Raw genomic sequence first — 18783 nt, 5'->3', positions numbered from 1 at the left:
CAGGATAAATACTGCGTTTTCTACAGGGCAAAGACGATGCTGACGAAAAAGGGCAAATACGGGCTTAAGGCGCTGGTGGATCTGGCGCGGCTGGCGCCGGGTGAGACCGCCTTCATCAATGACATCGCAAGCCGCAATAATATCCCGAAGAAATTCCTCGATACGATCCTGCTCGAACTGCGCAATGTCGGCATCCTGCGGTCGAAGAAGGGGCCGGGCGGCGGCTATTCCCTGTCGCGGCCGGCTTCCGAAATCCGCATCGGCCATGTCATCCGCACGCTCGATGGGCCGCTGGCGCCGATTCGCTGTGCCAGCCGTACGGCTTACGAGGCCTGCGACGACTGCGCCGATCCGGAAACCTGTCAGGTGCGGCGCTCGATGACCGATGTTCGTGACGCGATCGCCGCCATTCTCGACAATATGAGCCTCGAGCAATTCGTCGCCGATGGCGGCGGCATCGAAGGCCCCGAGGAACAATTCCCGGTCTCCGCTGCCAGCTGAATTAGGCGTCGCCGGGCTTCGACCTATATTCGCCTGCGGAACGCACCAGCTTGTCCCGTGGCAGCGATAGAGCGTGAATGCGGGCATTGCGCCAATGCCGGTCGAGATTGAGCCCGATGCCGGCGGATGTTTCCCCTACAAGTTCGAACAGCGCGTTTGCGGTGTCGATTGCCGTTTCCCCTGCAAGGATCGCGGCCGCCGAGGCAGAGAAATGCGCGTCCGCCATCGCGGCCTCCACAGGGTTGACCTGGGCAATATCGAGTTTGCGGCCAGCCCGTTCCAAGGCTGCCGCCGTCGCTTCGATGCGGACGGCGCGTTCGCCGAGCTGAGCAAGGACGGCGGTGCAATCGTCAATCGCGGTCGTGAGGTCGGTCCATGCGGCCCGCGCGATGCCGAGGCTGACGCTGGCCTTGAGCAGCAGGCCGAGCGAGATGCCGGTCGGATTTCCGGAGGAGGGGGAAGGCGCTATCGCATCGGCATTGACGTGTAGCCTGCCTATGATCGCCGTTCCCGAGCCATTGGTGCGTTGGCCAAAACCGTCCCAATCGTCGATCACCTGCAGGCCTACCGCATCGCATGCGAGGTAGAGTGTCACTGGGCGGCTGGGCGGCGCGGTGGCGGCAGCCGCGATCCAGTCGGCGAATAGAATGCCGGGCGTCTGCCGAGTTCGCCCGCTCAGGCGGTAGCCTGGACCTTCGGCGGTAAGCTCGGCCCCTTCGGTGAGGCCGGCGCCCGCAAAGCGGTCGCCGAGCAGCGCACGGGTAAACAGCGATACCTTCAAATCCTCGCCGGCATGGGTGCGGAGTGTTTCCAGGACGCAATAATGGTTTTGCAGCGCCTCGCCGATCGAGGCATCGGCCTCGGCAATGATTGCAACGATTTCGGCGAGCAGCGCGTTCGACACGTCGAGCCCCTGATAGTCGGGCGGAACGGTGATCGCCGTCAGTCCCGAGACCGACAGCGCATCGAGTTCAGCAAAGGGCAGCACGCGGTTGATATCGCGTTCGCTCGCCCGATGCCGGAATGCGGCGGCGAGGCTGCGGGCCGTGGATATCGCCTCCTCTTCACTTTCGATGCGATGTGCGGGAGGCCTCACTTTATCCTGAAACTGCGATACCGTTCCCATCGGTCACTCTTTCCTACAGCGCCGCGCGTCTTTTCAGACGCGCAACGGACGCTGCAACACGTTGACTCCGCGTATCGTGTCTTCCGAAAATCGCTCCGATTTTCGGGCCGATGCGAGAGATACAGGAGTGAAGGATTGGCCCACGAATGATAAGGCCGGTTTTTCTACAAAACCCGAAGGCTTTGAATTTTCTTACCAGCTTGATTGCCTTGTGCTCCACTCTATTTACGGTGAAGTGGGGCTTCCTTGATCGAGAAACATGATGGGCGACACTCTTGCTCGCAACGGCGAGGTTTCGAAAATGGCACGCCAGCCGAGACCGCGTCTGAGGCTGGATATTGCCGCTATCCCAACCTATGCGATCGGCGACATCCATGGGCGGTACGATCTGCTTGTGAAAGCAGAAGAGGCGATCCTGCGCGATGCCGCTCGATTGCCGGGTCGCAAGCTGATCGTCACGCTTGGCGACTATATCGACCGTGGGCCGGATTCGGCCCGGGTCATCACGCATCTCATGGAGCCGCCGCCTGATGATTTCGATCGCATCTGCCTTACCGGCAATCACGAAATTGCCATGCTCGACTACATCGATGGCTGGATCTCCTATGACGAGTGGATGGGGATGGGTTCGGCAGAGTCGCTCAAATCTTATGGACTCGATCCGGAGCATCTGCCGCTAGTCTTTCCCTCCGGCGCAAAGCTCGATGCCTTTATCCGCCAGTCGCTGCCACACACGCATATCGATTTCATGCGGGCGATGCCTGTCATGCTGGAGACTCCAAGCGTAATTTTCGTGCATGCCGGCATCAATCCGAAGCTGTCGCTGGGCGAGCAGACGGATGAGGATCTGGTCATCATCCGTCAGCGTTTTCTCGAAAGCCGGGTGCCGTTGCCGAAGCTCGTCGTTCACGGCCATACGCCGAATGACGAGCCCGACATACGGTCGAAACGGCTCAATCTCGATACGCGCGCCTATCGCAGCGGCAAGCTCACCGTCGCCCGCCTGTGGCAGGGCGAGGTGCATCTGTTTTCAACCTGATTTCTCGCCTTATCAGCCGCCTGTCGAAGCGGATCAAGCCGTCTCGCTCTCAACCGGGACGGTCTCGACCGCCTTCTCAGCCGGACGGTTGCGGCGCCAACCGCGCAGCACGACGTAGAAGACCGGCGTCAGGAACAGGCCGAAGATCGTCACACCAAGCATGCCCGAAAAGACGGCGGTGCCGAGCGACTGGCGCATTTCGGCGCCGGGGCCGGTGGCGATGGCAAGCGGCAGAACGCCGAAGATGAAGGCGAATGCCGTCATCAGGATCGGGCGCAGGCGGAGATGGCTGGCCTCGATGGCCGCCTCCACCGGCGACTTGCCCTCATCTTCCGCTTGCCTGGCAAACTCGACGATCAGAATGGCGTTCTTGGCCGCAAGGCCGATCAGCACGATCAGGCCGATCTGCGTCAGGACGTTGTTGTCCATTCCTCTCAGCGAGACCCCGATCAACGCCGCGAGCACCGCAAGCGGAACGATGAGAATGATCGCCAAGGGCAGAACCCAGCTCTCATATTGTGCCGCCAGCGCCAGGAAGACGAAGACGACAGACAGGGCGAAGATGTAAACGGCCGTGTTGCCGGTATGGGTCTCCTGGTAAGCGAGTTCGGTCCATTCGAAGGTTGTCCCTTGCGGCAGGATCTTCGCCGCCAGCGCTTCCATCTTCGCGATGGCATCGCCCGTCGATGTCCCCGGCGTCGGATTGCCCTGAAGCGGCACCGAGACATACATGTTGTAGCGCTGGACAAGCGCCGGGCCGCTGGCATCTTGGATATCCATCAACGTTCCAAGCGGAACCAGCGCGCCGGTCGCCGATCGAACCTTCAGGGCGAGGATGTCTTCCCTGTCCATGCGATATTGCCGGTCGGCCTGGGCACGGACCTGGTAGACGCGGCCGAACGCATTGAAATCGTTAACGTAGGCGACGCCGAGATTGATGGAAAGCGCGTTGAAGATATTGGGGATCGGCACGTTCAAGAACCGCGCCTTGTCACGGTCGATCGCCAGGAAGTATTGCGGGCTTGCATCGGAGAATGTCGTAAAGACGCCGGTCAGTCCCTCGGTCGTGGCTGCCGCACCCATCATCTGGCGGGCGAGACCGAGCACGCGCGTCATGTCGGCGTTTTCAAGATCGGAAATCTGCATCTTGAAACCACCGGAATTGCCGACGCCACGCACGGATGGCGGCGGGATGGCGATGATGAAGGCTTCCTGGATGCTTTGCAGTTTGCCGTAAAGCTCGCCGATGATCTTGTTGGCGTTCTCTCCGCCTTCTTCACGTTCAGCAAAGGATTTGAAGGGCACGAAGACGACGCCGGCATTCGAGGCATTGGTGAATGTCGCGCCGCTGAAGCCGGCAAACTGTACGGCGTTGCCGACACCGGGCACAGTACGGGCGATATCGCCCACCTGTTTGACCACGGCGTCGGTACGCGCAAGCGAGGCACCATCGGGAAGCTGTATGACGATGATCGCGTAGCCCTGGTCCATGGTCGGGATGAAGCCCGCGGGAACGCGGGTGCTCATGTACCAGGTTGCTCCGAGCAGGCAGACGAAGGCGACCATCGCCGCGGTCAGGCCGACCCAACTGCTGACCAGATGCCGAATGGTCCATGAATAGCCGGAGCTCAGCCGATCGAACCCATGATTGAAGCCCTTTGCAAGACCTCTTCCCAGGCGTGATGCAACATTCGTGGGCTTGGTTTCATGGTCATGGGTTTTCAGCAATATCCCCGCAAGGGCGGGCGACAGTGTCAGTGAATTCAACGCCGATATCGCGGTGGTGACCGAGATCGTCACGGCGAACTGCCTGTAAAACTGGCCGGATATGCCCGGGATGAAGGCTGTCGGCACGAACACGGCGATCAGCACCAGCGAGATGGCGACGACGGCGGTTCCGACTTCGTCCATCGTGACATGGGAAGCCTGCTTCGGCGTCATGCCGCGGGCCAGATTGCGCTCGACGTTTTCCACCACCACGATCGCGTCGTCGACGACGATGCCGATCGCCAGCACCAGACCGAACAAGGTGAGCATGTTGAGCGAGAAGCCGAATGCCAGCAGGACGGCGAAGGTGCCAATCAGCGATACAGGGATGGCGATGATCGGAATGATTGCGGTTCGCCAGGATTGCAGGAAGACAAGAACGACGATCGCCACAAGGATGGCCGCCTCGGCGATGGTCCTGTATACCTCGGTGATCGAATCCGAGATGAATTCGGTCGTGTCATATACAATGCGATATTCCAGGCCCGGCGGGAAATTCTGCGAGACGTCCTTCATGAGCGTCTGGATCTGATGGGCCGTGTCGAGCGCGTTGCTTCCCGGCCGGGCGAAGATGCCGAGAGCAACTGCGGGGTCGTTGTTGAGATAACTGTTGGTGACGTAGTCCTGCGCGCCGAGTTCGATACGGGCGACGTCCTGCAACTGAACAAGTCGCCCCGCTGTCGTCGATTTCACGATGACATAACGGAACTCTCGCGCATCGGAGAAGCGGCCTTCCGTTCGTACCGTATATTCGAATGCATTCTTGCCGGTTACCGGCGGGGCACCGATCTTGCCGCCCGATACCTGGACGTTTTGGTCTCTCAGGGCGGAGACGACATCGTCTGACGTCATGCCATAGGCGGAGAGCTTTTCCGGATCCAGCCAGATTCGCATCGAATATTGGCGTTCGCCGAAGATCTGCACGTCGCCGACACCGTCGAGGCGCACGAGAACGTCGCGAATGCGGTTGCGGGCGTAGTTCGAGACGTAAAGCTGGTCATAGCGGTGCGACGGCGACAGCAGGTGCACCACCATCATCAGATCAGGTGAGCTTTTGTCGGTGGTCACCCCAAGCCGCTGAACTTCCTCGGGAAGACGGGGGAGGGCGATGGAAACCCGGTTCTGGACAAGCACCTGGACCTTGTCGAGATCGGTGCCGAGCTTGAAGGTGATGGTCAACGACATGGCGCCATCGGCGCTGGAGTACGAGGACATGTAAAGCATGTCTTCGACGCCGTTGATCTGTTGTTCAAGCGGCGTCGAAACGGTATCGGCGATCGTCTGCGGGTCGGCGCCGGGATAGGAGGTGCGCACGACGATGGTCGGCGGCGCTATCTCCGGATACTGGGATACCGGCAATTGCGTGTAGGCAATGCCGCCGACGACGAGAAAAAGGATCGAGATGACCGCCGCAAAGATCGGCCGGTCGACGAAAAAATGAGCAAATCTCATTGTCCGTTCTCCGCGCCGGCAGTTTCGGGCGCAGTATCCTGCCGCTCCTGCGGCAATTCGGTCATCTGAGGCGTGATCTTTGAACCCGGTCGGGCGCGCATCAGGCCGTTGACGATGATCGTCTCGGTGCCGTCGAGGCCCTCGCGTATCACGCGGTAACCGTAAAGCCGCGGTCCGGCTCGCACCGGCTTGGTCGAAACCGTGCCGTCCGTTGCGACGACATAAACGACACGCTCATTCTGATCCGAACCGATTGCCTCGTCGGGGACGAGAATGGCCTGGTAGGTGTTGGAGGCTTCAACCTGAATGCGGCCGAATAGGCCGGGCTGAAGGACGAGATCGGGGTTGGGAAAGCGGGCGCGGAGACGAATGGTGCCGCTCTGATTGTCGACCCGGTTCTCAGCGAAATCGAGCTTTCCCTTAAATGGTTTGGCAGAGGGATCCGAGATCGTGACGGATACATCCAGCCCGCCACCGCCCAACTGGAGTTCCTTGCCCACTTTGCGCGCCGTGTCGGCGAAATTCAGCAGGCGGCGCTCATCGACGTCGAAATAGAAATCGATCGGGTCGAGCGAAACGATGGTCGTTAGGACGGTCTGGTCGGTCTGCACAAGGTTGCCGGCCGAGATCAGTCGGCGGTCGATGCGGCCGCTGAGCGGCGCCTTGATTTCGGTATATTCCATGTCGAGAGAAGCGCGATCGGCTGCGGCCTGCGCGCCGCGGACATTGGCCTCGGCCGAATCGAATTCGCGGCGGCGATCATCCAGTGTCTGCGCCGACTGGCTGCCGCTCGCGGCAAGCGATTGCGCGCGCTTATACTGCGCATCGGCAAAGACCAGAGCCGATTGCGACGCTTCGAGCGTCGCCTTTGCCTGGCTGAGCGCGGTGACGAAGGGCCTCTGGTCGATGACGAAGAGCAGGTCGCCCTGCTTGACCAATGCACCGTCCTGGAAATGGATTTCCTGCAGGTATCCACCAACGCGCGAGCGAACGGAGACTTCGTCGACCGGCTCGAAGCGGCCGATGAATTCGTCACTGTCGATGACATCACGAACGACCGGCTTGGCGACGGTGACCGGAGGAGGGGCAGACGGTGCGCCCTGCGCCATCGCCGCCAGAGGCATGAACGTGGTGATGCAGCCGAGCATCAATATCCGTCGAAGCACGTAACTCATACCGGTCCCTCCAATCGCGACGGCTGATAGACTGCCGCCGAACCTAAGATTAGGTGATGCTATTCACGTCTTGCTGCTTTGAACGAAGGCCTCGGCCCTCGTGATTTCCCCCGGCGTTCAATCCATGGGAGGGAAGGCCGGCATACAATGCAAATCGGAAAAATCGTAACCTATGGAACCGGATATAAACGGCAGCGGCGAAAAATAGCAAATGCCAATTGGCTGCGGTTTCGAAATCCATCAAAACGTCATGGATGGCGTCAGCTCTCGACGATCTCGTCGCGGCCGGGCGGCAGGACGGCGAGTTCGGCCCAATCGAGCTCCTGTTCCAGCATGTGAAAAACATCGTCGTCGATCTCGTCGGCACGACGCATCGCCGCCAGTCTGCGGCGTTTGGCGGCGATGACGTTGCGGCGCTGCTTGTCCAACTTGCTGACCTCGCGTGGGTGTTTTCCGTCGGCGGCGATCTCGCGTTCGGAGGTATAGACCTCGCGCAGGATGCGCGCGGATTTATCCTCGTCGTCGGCAAGCTCGGCAAGCGCTGCATCGATCAACGCGACGCGAGCTCTGACGAGGTCGCGGTCCAGCGAGGTGTCGGGGTCGAATTTCAGGAAACGGATCAGCGGTCCGAGCGTCAGGCCTTGGATGATGAGCGTGCCGAGAACGACGGCCAGCGCGCTGAGCAGGATGATATCGCGATCCGGAAAGTCGATTGGCAGAGCAAGTGCTGTCGCCAGCGTGACGAGACCGCGCATGCCGCACCAGCCGGCAAGCAGGCTGGTCGCGAATGTCGGAGCCGCTTGTGTCGTGTGTCCGCGCGCGGCGAGAAAGTTCACCACGCGATTATAGAAGAGTACCCAGGCCAGGCGGACGACGATAACGGTGATGAAGACCGCGGCGGCTAAGGTGATGGCGAAACTCAGGCGACCGGGATCGAGGTCGAGAACGATCTGCCGGACCTGCAGGCCCATCAGCAGGAAGGCGAGCACGTTGAGCAGGAAAACTGCTGCTTCCCAGACCGAATACGAATGAATGCGGTGGCGGGCGGTCTGCCGCTCGGGCATATATCGGGCGATCACCATGGCATAGACGACGATCGCCAGAATGGCCGAAAGGTGCAGCCGCTCGGCGATGATCCACGTGCCAAAGGTGGCGACGAATTCGAGCAAGGTGCCGCCAAGCGTGCCGGCCAGCCTCAGACCGACGATCATGTACAGGCGGCCCATGAGGTAACCGAGGATGAGGCCGCCAGGCACGGCGAGCGCCAGTTGCGCCAGAACGCCGGCGAAGAAGGTGGGGCTCGCCGCCGCGGCAACCGCGGCGCTGAAGATCAGCAGCGCGACGGCGTCGTTGAGCAGGCTTTCGCCCTTCAGGATCACATAGGTTTGGCGCGGGAGGGTGAAACGGTCGAGCATGGCGGTCGCCGCCGCGGCATCCGGCGGCGCGACGATGGCGCCGAGTGCGACGGCAGCGGCAAGCGGCAGGCCGGCCATCGTCACGCTGACGGTGGCGACCGCGGCGGCCGTTAGGATCACGGCGATGGCGGCGAGCGAGAAGAGCGGCAGCCAGTTTCGTCGCAACGTTCTCGGCGGCAGATCATAGGCGGCGTCGAAGAGCACGGGTGCCACCAGCAGCGCAAGTGCAAGTTCGGGATCGATCGCGACCTCGGGCGCCCAGGGCACGGCGGCGACAATGACGCCGGCGATCGCCAGCATGGTCGGATATGGAATTTTGAACTTCCTGGAGAATTGCAGAAAGACGATTGCCACCAGCAGCAGCGTCAACATGCTTTCGAAGAACGCCATCGAGCTCCCCAATGCGCGCCTCCGACGGAGGCTGCTCCTGTCTCGGAACTAGGGCGGAGCCGGGCCGCGGCTACCGTCTGGCGTCTCGAAAGGGCGATAGAGGGGAACCCAGGATAGGCTCGGCCGGCTGCGGCATTTTCACCGCGGCGGCCGAATCTGTCTTCCATACCCTTGTGCAGCGCACAAGCTCAATATATCTACCCATATTATAAGTATGCTTATAAATAACAGTCACAGGTTTTCATGAACGCCACTCCTACCCTCGGTTTCCTTCTCCACGACGTCGCGCGGCTGCTGCGCAAGCGGTTCGAGCAGCGTGCGAAGTGCCTTGGGCTGACCCGATCGCAATGGCAGACGCTTGCCTATCTCTCGAACAATGAAGGCATCCATCAAAGCGGGCTTGCCGAAATCCTCGAGGTCGAGCCAATTACGCTGGTGCGCATCCTCGACAAACTCGCCGAACGCGGGTTGATCGAGCGCCGTCAGCACCCGACCGACCGGCGCATCTGGTTGCTCTACATGCGCGAAGAGGCGCATCCGCTGCTCGCCGAAATGCGCGAGATTGGCGACACCACCCGCGCGGAAGCGCTGCAAAGCGTTTCAGCCGAGCAGCGCGAGCAGCTTTTCCACACCCTATCCGTAATGAAGACGAACCTGGTTCAGGCATGCCGGACCCCGGTTGACGAGAACGAGACGAACGATGGCTGATCAATCCCCCCTCCGCGTCGTTGCTGACGCCAATACCAAGACATCTGTCGAAGACAACCAAACGAAACAGCAGGAAACGGTAGCCGAAGCGCCTTCATCCAATTCAGCGCCGGCTGCCGCCGTGGCTGCGCCCGGCGGCATCAAGGTCCGCCGCCGGCGCAGTCTCACTCGGCCGATCCTGTTCGCCCTGCTGCCGGTGGCACTCGTTGTCGGCGGTTATTATTACGTCAATGGCGGCCAGGTGATGTCGACCGACAACGCTTATCTCCAGGCCGACATGGTCGGGCTTACCACCGATGTCTCGGGTATCGTCGAGCAGATCAAAGTGCACGAGAACGAGGCGGTCAAGGCGGGGCAGGTGCTCTTCAGCCTCAGAGCCGATTCCTTCAAGATCGCGCTCGACGGCGCCAAGGCGCAGCTCGGCGTGCAGCGCAACCAGATCATGAATCTCAAGGCGAGCTACCAGCAGTCGCTGGCCGAGATTACCCAGGCGCAAGCCGATCTGCCTTATTACCAGGATCAATTCGACCGGCAGCAGAACCTGGTCAACAACGGCAGCGCGACGCAATCGGCCTATGACGAAGCCAAGCATAATCTCGAGGCTGCCGAGCAGAAGGTGACCGTCGCCAAGGCGGAAGCCGCAACCACGCTTGCCCAGCTCGGCGGTTCGGCCGATCAGCCGATCGAGCTGAACCCGCTCTACCTGCAGGCAAAGTCGAATGTCGACAATGCCCAGCGCGAACTCGACCACAGCGTCGTCAAGGCGCCGTTCGACGGCATCGTCACCAATGTCAACGCGCTGCAGGTCGGCTCCTACCTGCAGGCTTCGCAGCAGGCCTTCTCGCTCGTTGCCACCGATCATCTGTGGATCGCCGCCAGCCCGAAGGAAACCGAGCTTACCTACGTCAAGCCAGGCCAGACGGCCGAGATCTACGTCGACACCTATCCTGGCGTGACGTGGAAGGGCAAGGTCGAGAGCATTAGCCCGGCCTCAGGCTCCAGCTTCTCGCTGCTGCCGGCGCAGAACACCACGGGCAACTGGGTGAAGGTCGTCCAGCGCATTCCGATGCGCGTCAGCATCGAAGACACCGAAGGCAAGCCGCCGCTTCGCGTCGGCATGAGCACGGTGGTCGATGTCGAGACCGGTCATGCCCGCGGCCTGCCCGATTTCGTCAACAAGCTTCTGGGTCGGCCTCAGGGCAAGGATCATGAGTAACGCTTCCGCTTCCCCGGCGACCCCGGTTGCCAATCGCGGCGCAATCACGGCCTGCGTCATCCTCGCCGTCATCATGCAGGCGCTGGACACGACGATCGCCAACGTGGCGCTGCCCTATATTCAGGGCAGCGTGTCGGCTTCTGCCGACCAGATCAACTGGGTCCTGACCTCTTACATCGTCGCGGCGGCGATCATGACGCCGCCGTCAGGCTTCCTTGCCGCCAAGTTCGGCCGCAAGCGCGTGCTGCTCGTCGCTATCGCCGGCTTCGTGGCCGCCTCGATCCTATGCGGCCTGGCGCAATCGCTGAATCAGATCGTCGCCTTCCGCCTGCTGCAGGGTCTGTTCGGCGCATCGCTGGTGCCGCTTTCGCAGGGGATCCTTCTCGACATCTATACCGTCGAGGAGCGCGGGTCGGCCATGGCCCTCTTCGGCGTCTCGGTCATGGTCGGGCCGGTGCTCGGTCCCGTCATCGGCGGCTGGCTGACTGATAACATCAGCTGGCGCTGGGTGTTCTACATCAACATTCCGATCGGCGCGCTTGCCTTCGCCGGCATCGTCATCTTCGTCACCGAGACCAAGAGAGATTTCCTCGCCAAACTGGATTGGTTCGGGTTCGGGATGATGAGTCTCGGCATCGCCTCGCTGCAGCTCTTCCTCGACCGCGGCGAGCAGCTCGACTGGTTCTCCTCCGGCGAGATAATCCTCGAGGCGCTGATCTGCGCTTCCGCTTTCTATCTGCTGATCGTGCATACGCTGACGGCGGAGAAATCCTTCGTCAATCCGAAGCTGTTTCTCGACCAGAATTTTACCATCAGCATGATCTTCATCTTCGTGATCGGTATCACTTATCTCGCCTCGCTGGCGCTGATGACACCATACCTGCAGACGCTGATGGGCTATCCCGTCATCACCGCCGGCATCGTCATGGGGCCGCGCGGGCTCGGCACCATGCTCTGCATGTTCATCGTCGGGCGTCTGATCGGCAAGGTCGATACGCGTTGGCTGCTGGTGCTCGGCCTCGGCCTGACTGCCTGGGCGATGCACGACATGACCGGTTGGACGCCCGACGTCTCGCAATGGACGATCGTCTCGGTCGGCTTCATACAGGGCGCCGGCCTCGGTTTCCTGTTCGTGCCACTGACAACCATCGCTTTCGCCACGCTGCCCGCCCATATGCGCGGCGACGGCACCGGGCTCTACAACCTGTCGCGCAACATCGGCTCCTCGGTCGGCATTTCGATCGTCGCGGCGCTGATCGTCGAGAACACGCAGAGCAATCATGAATCGATCGCGGCCTATGTGACGCCATTCAACCACGCCTTCAATGCCGTGGCGGCGCAGGGGCTCAGTCCGCTGACGGCGGCGGGGCGCGCTTCGCTCAACGAGATCATCACCCTGCAATCGACGATCATCGCCTACATGGACGATTTCAAGCTGCTGATGGTGATGTCGCTCGCGGTCATTCCGCTGGTGCTGCTGCTGCGCAAGCCGAAAGCAGCGCCCGCCGTCGACCATAGTGCGGTCATGGAATAATCAGCGGAAAGGTTTGCTGAGATAACGCGAGCCCTGAATGCCGAAGCGCCACGGTGCTTCGGCATTTTTGGTGATGCCGATGCGTTTTCCCGAGATGATCGGCACCGGTGCTGACGGCGCGATCGCATAGGGCGGGCGGTCGAGCAGACGGTCGTTGATCTGAATATCGATGCCGAGCCCCTGGCAGAGTTTGCCGGGACCGCTGCAGAGCGCGGTCAGCCTCTCGGTGCCGCGCCGCTCGATCATCAGAGGGATTCCCGTTTCCGGCTCCAGCGCGCGAATGAGCGCGGCCGAGCCCGGATGGCAAACGAAGTTCAGGCACCAGTACATGCCGTAAATGCGGTAAATGTAGACATTGCCGGGGCGGCCGTACATGGCGCCGTTCCGCTTGGTCGGGCCGCGGAAACTGTGCGAGGCCTCGTCATCGGGGAAATAGGCTTCGGTCTCGGTGATCCGGCCGCCGACGCCATCGACAGTGAGATGGCAGCCGAGCAGGTCGCGAGAGACGGTGATCGCGTCGCGCTCGAAAAACGCCCTGAGGTTTTCGCCGGTGAGCGCGCCAGCGCCGATCGCGCCAGTTATCGTTCCACCATCGGTCATGGCCGACGCAGATAACATTCATCGCACCCGCCGTCATCCCAAAACCGCTTCATGCTTTCAGCCACCGGCATCAGCGGCCGGCATTCGGATCGCGCATCGGGATTGAGGAGACGGTGACCGAGACCGGGTCGCTCGCCGGGAAGGAGCCTTCCAGACCTTCCTCCAGCTCTTCTTCGAGCAAAGCTGGGTCCTTGCTGCGCGCGCCGTCGTTATGGGCAGGTTCGATCGCTGCCGCAAGCAGGGTCTTGGCCCGCAAGACGGCGGTTTCCAGGGTCAGCTCGGGCGTACTCCGCAGTGTCGCGGCAATCCTGTCTTCGCCTTCGCCGCCGAATTCGACGACAAAGCCGTCTTCCGTCTGGTAGACGGTGATATCATTGAGTGCCATGGCCGTTTCCCCAAAGAACGCTCATATTAGCAAGGTGCGTTTTACTGCATAATTCCCTAAATCGGAATCGATTTAGGGAATTATGCAGCGATTCAGAGTGTTACAGCATCCTTTGCGCGTCTTTTCAGACGCGCGGTGCTGTAATAAACGCGTTTTCCGAATTTTGTCGTGCGAAGACCTTCACCAGCCAGTCGATGAAGACGCGCACGCGCGGCGTAAGCTGGCGGTTGCGCGGATAGAGCAGGGAAACCGGTGTCGGGGTCAGCGGAAAATCCTTGAGGACATGAATAAGCGTTCCTTCGGCCAAGTCTTTTTCGGCGTGATAGCGTGGGATCTGGATCATGCCGAGGCCCATCCTCGCCGCTGAAATGTAGCTTTCGGCGGCGTTGACGGCGACGGTAGCGGGAATGGTGATGTGACGCACCGCGCTGTCGACGATGAATTCGAGCGGTAACAGGCTGCCTGTACTGCTGGAGCGGAAGCCGACCATGCGGTGGCCGGCAAGCCCGTCTGGATGCTGCGGCAGGCCATGGGTGGCGACATAGCCAGGTGAGGCGAGCGTGATCTCATCCAGCATGGCAACGCGCCGGGCGATCATGTCGCTATCCCCAGGCGTGCCAACGCGCAGCACGCAGTCGATGCCCTCGCGCACCAGATCGACCAGCCGGTCGCCTTCGCTCATGTAAAATTCGATCTCAGGATAGGTCTGGAGAAAAGACGGCAGGCTCGGCAGCACGAAATGGCGGGCGAGTGTGCCATGCACATCGACGCGCAGCAGACCCTTCGGCTTGGCGCCGGCAAAGCCGCCTTCGGCATCTTCGATATCGGCAAGGATCGACAGGCAGCGCTGGTAATACGCTTCGCCGTCGAGCGTTGGGCTGACATGGCGTGTGGTGCGCTGGAGCAGGCGCACGCCGAGGCGGGCCTCGAGCTGCTTCACCGCATCGGTGACGGTCGAGCGCGGCAGGCCGGTGTCTTCGGCGGCAAGCGTGAAGCTGCGGCGTTCCACGACGCGGCAAAGCACCCGCATGGCATCGAATCTGTCCATCTTTTTGTTCGCCATTCCCGGATAGTGATGCCGAAGAATGCCTGATTATCCGCGGAAGGAAAAGGCGCATCTTCTCCTCATCGAAAACGCGCTGCGGCGCAGGATGAAGGAGACGGACCATGGCTTCCCAAGAAAACGGCAAGGTGGCGCTGGTCACCGGCGCTTCCCGCGGCATCGGCGCGGCAGTCGCCCAACGCCTCGCCAAGGACGGTTTCACCGTCGTCATCAATTACTCCGGCAACGCCACCCCGGCCGAGGAACTCGCCCGGGAGATCGAGCAGGCCGGCGGCAAGGCGCTGACTGAGAAAGCCGATGTCAGCGATGCGCAAGCCGTCCGTCGCATGTTCGATGCTGCGGAAACTGCCTTCGGCGGTGTCGACGTCCTCGTCAATAATGCCGGCATCATGATGCTGTCCTCGCTGGCTGAGGCCGATGATGCCCATTTCGACCGCCAAGTCAGCGTCAATCTCAAGGGCACCTTCAATACGCTACGCGAAGCGGCCAAGCGGATGCGCGACGGCGGCCGGATCATCAATTTCTCGACCTCGGTCGTCGGGCTGAAGCTCGAAACCTACGGAGTCTATGCCGCCACCAAGGCTGCGGTCGAAACGCTGACAGCGATCATGGCCAAGGAGATGCGCGGCCGCAACATCACCGTCAACGCCATCGCACCTGGTCCTGTTGCCACGGACCTTTTCCTCAACGGCAAGTCGGACGAGCTGATTGCCCGGATGGCCAAGATGAACCCGCTGGAGCGCCTGGGCACACCTGAAGACATCGCCGCCGCGGTGGCCTTCCTCGCCGGCCCCGACGGCGGCTGGATCAACGGCCAGACGCTGCGCGCCAATGGCGGAATGATCTGACGAAGGCAAGCGGCCGATGCCCTATGGCATCGACGATTTGCTGAAGCCGGCCGTCGAGAACTGAAACCCGGCCCGCCGACGGGGGTACATGAGCCAAGCCGTCATCGCGATTATGTGAACGGGCTTGCGGAATTTCCCCTTACAATCCTGCGGGGAGTACCTATGTTTGTTCTATCGGGAGAGAGTGGAATTCCCTACCGTTCTTTTCCGAAACTCCAGAGCCTGCCGCTCTCTTCCTGCGGTGCGACAGGCTTGATGTTCAAAGTTGCACAGTGCGGCCCGTCGAAGGTTTCCCCTGCCTTCCGGGCCGTACTTGTTTTGGCGCTCAGCCGTCGTTCAGTCTCGCCTCTACCAGAAGCTTTACCAGCCAGTCGACAAAGACACGGACCTTGTTGCTGAGGTGGCGGTTCGGGGGGTAGACGACGTAGAGCGGCAGCGGATCGCGGCGCCAGTCCGGGAGCACGCGGACGAGTTCACCCCTTGCCATCGGCTCACGCGCCATGAAAATCGGCACCTGCGCGACGCCGAGCCCCGTCAACGCAGCTGTCAGATAGGTGCGGCTATCGTTAACCGAGGCGATGTAACGTGGACTGGTTTCGATCACCTCGTTGTGCCGGCGAAATTCAAAGGGCAGCGTTCGGTTGTTCTGAGCGCGGAAATAATTGACGGAGTAATGATCGGCCTCCAGATCCTCCGGCCGCTCGGGCATGCCGAATTTTTGGATATAGTTCGGCGAAGCACAGGTGATCATCTCGACTTCGGAGACACGCCGCGCAATTAGCGACTGATCGGCCGGCGTGCCGGCCCGTAGCGCGCAGTCGACATTTTCTGCAAGATAATCGACCGTGCGGTCGCCGACCCCGAGATCGATGCGGATATCGGGATAACGCTGATAGAAATCGTAGAGCGCGGGAACGACGATCCAATCGGCGAAAGCGCCGGCCATCTCGACACGCAGCCGCCCGCTCGGCAGGCTCTGCGAATTGGAGAGGCTGCCATCGAGTTCCTCCAGCTCCGAAATAATCTGGGCGGCGCGTTCGTAATAAAGCGCGCCGTCCGTGGTCACCATCACCCGGCGCGTGGTACGATTCAAAAGCTTGGTGCGCAAATGCGCCTCCAGGCCCTGGATGAGATTGGTTACCGTCGCCTTGGGCATGGCGAGCATGTCGGCGGCACGGGTGAAATTGCCCGTCTCCACCACGCGAATGAAGACGCGCATTGCCGAAAGCTGATCCATCGGTTTGAAATCCGCGGTTTGCGTTGCACCATTGTTCGAGATCTGGAACAGTGTTATCGCGATATAGCTTCTTATTCCTCGGTTGGAATAACAATATCTTTTTTGTACAAAATGCAAGCGGCAGGCGTTGTCTGCTTCTGGCTGACGCAAAAGAGACCGGACGCATGACGGTGGAATGGAAAGATATGATGCTGGATAAGGTGGCCATCGGCCCCGTTTCCGCACGTATCTACCAGGGCGCCGATTACGGCAAGGGTCCGCCAATCGTGCTTTACCTGCATGGCGGCGCGTTTCTCGACAGCGACAAGAACGTCGACCGGCCGGTGGCAATGAGTCTCGCCAAGGCGGGCGCCATTGTTGTCGCCGCTGATTACAGCAGCCTTTCCGATAATATTTTTCCGAGGGCGTTGGAAGTCTCCTTCTCCGTCTTCAGCTATCTCGCCAACAAACGCGCTGGCCTCGGTGACCGCAAATCGCTGCTCTTCGTCGCCGGCGAAGAGGCGGGTGGCAATATTGCCGCCGGCGTGGCGCTGAAGGCGCGCGACCAGATGCCGGATGCGCTCGACGGTCAGGTGCTGATTTCGCCGCTGCTCGATCCGTTCATGGGCACGTCCTCGATCCGCAAGGCCGATGCCATCGGCATGCGCCGGCGCTGGACGGAAGGCTGGAGCCACTATCTAAGCGGTGGCGGTTGTCACCCTTATGCAGCGCCTTGTCTCTGTTCGCGTATTTCAGGCGTCGCGCCGGCGCTGATACTCACTGCGGAGGACGATCCTCTCCACGACGAGACAATTGGTTACGGTGCCCGCCTGAAAACGGCCGGCGTCGGTGTGCGCCAGCATGTCCTTCCCGCCGGGACGGGCTGGCCTTCGATTTATGGTGGGAAATCCGACGGAGCGCCCGACTGGCAGGAAAACGTCAGCCGCCATTTCGGAAGCTTCCTTCGGGACGTAAGCGTCCAAACGCAATTGCATTGAAGAAGATCTGATATTTCGGCGGCTCGTAGCCGCAAGGAGAGCACTGATGACGTCCAGAAAGAAGCGCTGGGCCCTGGTGGGCGCCGGCTTAGGCCTTATTGCGTCCGTTTCCGGCGCTGCATTGTTTTTCGAGCTGCCGATGAGCACGACCGCCACGGCTGCTTCCGCCCCCGCACAGGCTCCCGCTGTGCCGGTGACGGTCGCCGTCGTTGCGGCGCGCGACGTGACGGCCTGGGAGAGTTTCTCCGGCCGTCTAGAAGCCGTCGACCGGGTGCAGGTGCGTTCCCGCGTCGCCGGCGCCATCCTGGCGGTGGCTTTCCGCGAAGGGGCGCTGGTGAAGCAGGGCGACCTGCTCTTCACCATCGACCCGGCTCCCTACCAGGCAACCGTAGCCCAGGCGCAAGGCCAGGTCGCTTCGGCCGAGGCCAGGGTCAGCCTGGCGCAAACCGAACTCGATCGTGGCCACAGGCTTTCCGACAATCGCACCATCTCCCAGAGCGATCTCGATCAGCGCCAGAGCGCACTGACCGAGGCTCAGGCGGGGCTGCGGTCGGCACAGGCTGCGCTGCAGTCGGCCCAGCTGGATCTCGATTATACGCAGGTGCGGGCTCCGGTTTCCGGCCGCATCGGCAAGATCGAGGTTACCGCCGGTAACCTTGTCGCAGCCGGCTCGACCTCGCCGGCGCTGACGACGCTTGTTTCGGTCGATCCGATCTATGCGAGTTTCAACGCCAGCGAAGAGATGGTGACGCGGGCGCTTGCCCAGCTTCCGCAGACCGACAGCGCCCTGCCTCCGGTCGAGCAGATCCCGGTCGAGGTCGGCACGCTGACCGACAGCGGTACGCCGATCAAGGGCAAGCTGCAGCTGATCGACAATGAGGTCGATGCCTCAAGCGGCACGATCGGCGTGCGCGCCGTGTTTGACAATCCGGGCGGGCGTCTCATCCCCGGCCAGTTCGTGCGGGTGCGTATGGGCCAGCCGAAGGCCGAGAACAAGATCGTCATCAGCGACCGCGCCGTCGGCACCGACCAGGACAAGAAATTCGTCTTCGTCGTCGATGCCGAAAACAAGGTCGCCTACCGGCAGGTCCAGCTCGGCACACTTTCCGATGGCCAGCGGGTGGTCGAAAGCGGCCTGAACGTCGGCGAGACGATTGTCGTCAACGGTTTGCAGCGCATCCGTCCAGGGGCAGTCGTAGCACCCCAGATGGAAGAGAAGGTCGCGACCGCTCAATAACACATCGCCTGCCCCCTCCCGGGGGAGGGCGATGCCTTCGCTTCTGGGAAGGCCAATACCCGAAATGATATGACCCGCCGGCGGCTTCCAAACCGCCGGAGAGGGACTTTGCA

At 61.4% G+C, this 18783-nt stretch carries 16 protein-coding genes; 8 read left to right on the top strand and 8 right to left on the bottom strand.

Annotated elements, in window-relative coordinates; translation table 11 throughout:
- Positions 1–36 precede the first annotated feature (36 nt).
- Positions 37–501 carry an Rrf2 family transcriptional regulator gene (locus tag J3O30_RS17880; RefSeq protein WP_207581571.1) on the top strand — a complete coding sequence of 155 codons (465 nt, stop codon included), beginning with the start codon at positions 37–39 and terminating at the stop codon, positions 499–501.
- Position 502: 1 nt separating this feature from the next.
- On the opposite strand, the gene J3O30_RS17875 is transcribed toward J3O30_RS17880, so the two are convergent.
- Complete coding sequence (locus J3O30_RS17875; protein ID WP_207581570.1) at positions 503–1627, bottom strand: monooxygenase; 1125 nt, start codon at positions 1625–1627, stop codon at positions 503–505.
- A 262-nt stretch (positions 1628–1889) separates the two neighbouring features.
- Here J3O30_RS17875 and J3O30_RS17870 point away from each other — a divergent pair, with 262 nt between their 5' ends.
- Positions 1890–2666 carry a metallophosphoesterase family protein gene (locus J3O30_RS17870; RefSeq protein ID WP_207581569.1) on the top strand — a complete coding sequence of 259 codons (777 nt, stop codon included), beginning with the start codon at positions 1890–1892 and terminating at the stop codon, positions 2664–2666.
- A 33-nt stretch (positions 2667–2699) separates the two neighbouring features.
- Here J3O30_RS17870 and J3O30_RS17865 read toward each other — a convergent pair whose 3' ends face one another.
- The 3 genes from J3O30_RS17865 to J3O30_RS17855 form a co-directional block, all read right to left on the bottom strand.
- Positions 2700–5885, bottom strand: a complete 3186-nt coding sequence (locus tag J3O30_RS17865; RefSeq protein ID WP_207581568.1) for a multidrug efflux RND transporter permease subunit — start codon at positions 5883–5885, stop codon at positions 2700–2702.
- Positions 5882–7060: an efflux RND transporter periplasmic adaptor subunit gene (locus J3O30_RS17860; RefSeq protein ID WP_207581567.1), complete on the bottom strand. Its 1179-nt coding sequence runs from the start codon at positions 7058–7060 to the stop codon at positions 5882–5884. The genes J3O30_RS17865 and J3O30_RS17860 overlap by 4 nt, the downstream gene beginning before the upstream one ends.
- A gap of 260 nt (positions 7061–7320) precedes the next feature.
- A complete protein-coding gene (locus J3O30_RS17855) occupies positions 7321–8865 on the bottom strand; it encodes a cation:proton antiporter (protein ID WP_207581566.1) in 1545 nt (514 codons plus the stop codon).
- A gap of 243 nt (positions 8866–9108) precedes the next feature.
- Between J3O30_RS17855 and J3O30_RS17850 the strand changes: the two genes are divergently transcribed.
- From J3O30_RS17850 to J3O30_RS17840, 3 genes are read left to right on the top strand one after another with little or no spacing between them, the layout of a single operon-like run.
- Positions 9109–9573: a MarR family transcriptional regulator gene (locus J3O30_RS17850; RefSeq protein WP_207581565.1), complete on the top strand. Its 465-nt coding sequence runs from the start codon at positions 9109–9111 to the stop codon at positions 9571–9573.
- The gene (locus J3O30_RS17845; protein ID WP_207581564.1) at positions 9566–10789 is read left to right on the top strand and encodes an HlyD family secretion protein; all 1224 of its coding nucleotides are present in this window, start codon (positions 9566–9568) and stop codon (positions 10787–10789) included. The genes J3O30_RS17850 and J3O30_RS17845 overlap by 8 nt, the downstream gene beginning before the upstream one ends.
- Complete coding sequence (locus tag J3O30_RS17840; RefSeq protein ID WP_207581563.1) at positions 10782–12323, top strand: DHA2 family efflux MFS transporter permease subunit; 1542 nt, start codon at positions 10782–10784, stop codon at positions 12321–12323. The genes J3O30_RS17845 and J3O30_RS17840 overlap by 8 nt, the downstream gene beginning before the upstream one ends.
- Here the strand turns inward: J3O30_RS17840 and J3O30_RS17835 are convergent, their stop codons facing one another.
- The 3 genes from J3O30_RS17835 to J3O30_RS17825 all read right to left on the bottom strand — a co-directional run bounded on the left by J3O30_RS17835 (position 12324) and on the right by J3O30_RS17825 (position 14356).
- Positions 12324–12941: a DNA-3-methyladenine glycosylase gene (locus J3O30_RS17835; RefSeq protein ID WP_207581562.1), complete on the bottom strand. Its 618-nt coding sequence runs from the start codon at positions 12939–12941 to the stop codon at positions 12324–12326.
- A gap of 52 nt (positions 12942–12993) precedes the next feature.
- Positions 12994–13308, bottom strand: coding sequence for a hypothetical protein (locus J3O30_RS17830; RefSeq protein WP_207581561.1), 315 nt, complete (start codon positions 13306–13308; stop codon positions 12994–12996).
- A 124-nt stretch (positions 13309–13432) separates the two neighbouring features.
- On the bottom strand, positions 13433–14356 hold the full coding sequence (locus tag J3O30_RS17825; protein WP_207581560.1) for a LysR family transcriptional regulator: 924 nt from the start codon (positions 14354–14356) through the stop codon (positions 13433–13435).
- A 119-nt stretch (positions 14357–14475) separates the two neighbouring features.
- On the opposite strand from J3O30_RS17825, the gene J3O30_RS17820 reads away from it, so the two are divergent.
- Positions 14476–15219 (top strand): SDR family oxidoreductase, encoded by a 744-nt coding sequence (locus J3O30_RS17820; RefSeq protein WP_207581559.1) that lies wholly within the window; start codon positions 14476–14478, stop codon positions 15217–15219.
- Positions 15220–15544: 325 nt separating this feature from the next.
- Here the strand turns inward: J3O30_RS17820 and J3O30_RS17815 are convergent, their stop codons facing one another.
- Positions 15545–16456: a LysR family transcriptional regulator gene (locus tag J3O30_RS17815; RefSeq protein ID WP_207581558.1), complete on the bottom strand. Its 912-nt coding sequence runs from the start codon at positions 16454–16456 to the stop codon at positions 15545–15547.
- A gap of 164 nt (positions 16457–16620) precedes the next feature.
- Here J3O30_RS17815 and J3O30_RS17810 point away from each other — a divergent pair, with 164 nt between their 5' ends.
- Together J3O30_RS17810 and J3O30_RS17805 are read left to right on the top strand one after the other, a co-directional pair.
- Complete coding sequence (locus tag J3O30_RS17810; protein ID WP_207581557.1) at positions 16621–17433, top strand: alpha/beta hydrolase; 813 nt, start codon at positions 16621–16623, stop codon at positions 17431–17433.
- A 46-nt stretch (positions 17434–17479) separates the two neighbouring features.
- On the top strand, positions 17480–18670 hold the full coding sequence (locus J3O30_RS17805; protein WP_207581556.1) for an efflux RND transporter periplasmic adaptor subunit: 1191 nt from the start codon (positions 17480–17482) through the stop codon (positions 18668–18670).
- Positions 18671–18783 lie beyond the last annotated feature (113 nt).

Origin of the sequence: Rhizobium sp. NZLR1 (assembly GCF_017357385.1) — a bacterium.
Classification (GTDB): Bacteria; Pseudomonadota; Alphaproteobacteria; order Rhizobiales; family Rhizobiaceae; genus Rhizobium.
The sequence above is the reverse complement of the archived record's forward strand: the minus strand, read 5'-3'. Positions and strand labels throughout refer to the sequence as shown.